We start from the raw sequence: 1285 nt of genomic DNA, 5'->3' as shown, positions 1-1285 counted from the left end.
CCTCGTGGCGCGCCCGCCTGGCGGGCGCAGCCGTCGGCGGTGTCGGTCTCACCGTGCTGCAAGAGCTCTCCGGTCTGTTCGTCGGCGGTGCGGCCGCCAACCCGCTGCTCGCCACCTTCGCGGCGCTCATCGCCCTGCTGCTCTGGATCAACCTGTCTGCGCAGGTCATCCTGATCGCCGCAGCGGTCTGTGTGACCATCGCCGGGCAGCAGCACGACCGGGTGCACGCCCGCCACGGCGCGCGCACGATGGGGCAGTGGCGTCTGCGCATGGCGGAGGCCGCGGCATCCCGTGCGGAGGTCGAGGTGCGTGCCGCCCAGGCGGCGGAGGCCGCGGAACGGGAGCCGAAACCACCCCGCCGCGCCCGCCGAGACTAGGCTGACCGCATGTCCATCGCACGACTCACCGGCGGTCCCCTCGACGGCCAGCTGCTTCCCTTCGACGGCGACGACGACGAGATCATCGCCCCCTACGGCGAAGGCCAGATCGTCTACCGGCGCTCGGGTGATGCCGTCCAGACCGGCGCCGCCGACGGCCCCACCGAGGTGCCTTTCGCGTACGTCGAGGCCACCGAGCCGATCAACCCGGATCCCGACGGCCGCGACGAGTGAGCGCGGAACCCACGCGCTCCCTCGAGGTCGAGCGCAGCTACGACGTCGACGCCGACACCCCGCTTCCCGACCTCACCACGCTCGGCCTCACGGTCGGTGATCCCGAGCCGCGCGACCTCGACGCGCGCTACTTCGACAGCGCTGGCGCCGCCCTCGGCCGCGCCGGCGTCGCCGTGCGCCGCCGGACCGGCGGGCCCGACGAAGGCTGGCATGTCAAGATCGCCACGCCCGAGGGAAAGCTCGAGTGGCACTGGCCGCTCGACATCGACAGCGACCCCGATCAGGTGCCCCCCGCGGTCGCCGAATCGGTCGGGCGCTGGTCGGCGGGCCCGTTCGCTCCGCTCGCGCGCATCCGCAACGCCCGCACCGCGTATGCGGTCTCGGATGCCTCGGGCACCCCGGTCGCCGAGCTCGTCGACGACCGCGTGCAGACCGTCGACGAGCGCACCGGACGCGAGCTCGCCTGGCGTGAGTGGGAGGTGGAGCTCACCCCCGACAGCCCCGTCGCCCCGGCAGAGTTCTTCGCCCGCATCGACGCCGCGGTGGCGGCGGCCGGCGGGCGGGTGGCGGCATCCGATTCGAAACTGGCCCGCGCCCTCGGATTCTGACCCAGCCGTACGACGAAGGGGCCGCCGCGGAACTCCGCGGCGGCCCCGTCGTCGTACGGCGATCAG

3 protein-coding genes are annotated in these 1285 nt (G+C 73.7%); all 3 read left to right on the top strand.

All coding sequences use genetic code 11. From position 1 onward, the window contains the following. A partial coding sequence (locus ASG00_RS18500) for a YhjD/YihY/BrkB family envelope integrity protein (RefSeq protein WP_235559573.1) occupies positions 1-377 on the top strand: 377 nt, incomplete at its 5' end. Between the two features lie 9 nt (positions 378-386). Continuing rightward, on the top strand, positions 387-611 hold the full coding sequence (locus tag ASG00_RS12455; protein WP_045247207.1) for a hypothetical protein: 225 nt from the start codon (positions 387-389) through the stop codon (positions 609-611). After that, positions 608-1219 (top strand): CYTH domain-containing protein, encoded by a 612-nt coding sequence (locus ASG00_RS14620; RefSeq protein ID WP_056520072.1) that lies wholly within the window; start codon positions 608-610, stop codon positions 1217-1219. Before ASG00_RS12455 ends, ASG00_RS14620 begins: the two co-directional genes overlap by 4 nt. The last annotated feature ends 66 nt before the right edge of the window (positions 1220-1285 follow it).

It is taken from the genome of Microbacterium sp. Leaf351 (genome assembly GCF_001423825.1).
GTDB lineage: Bacteria > Actinomycetota > Actinomycetes > Actinomycetales > Microbacteriaceae > Microbacterium > Microbacterium ginsengisoli.
This window is presented reverse-complemented; position numbering and strand designations above follow the sequence as displayed.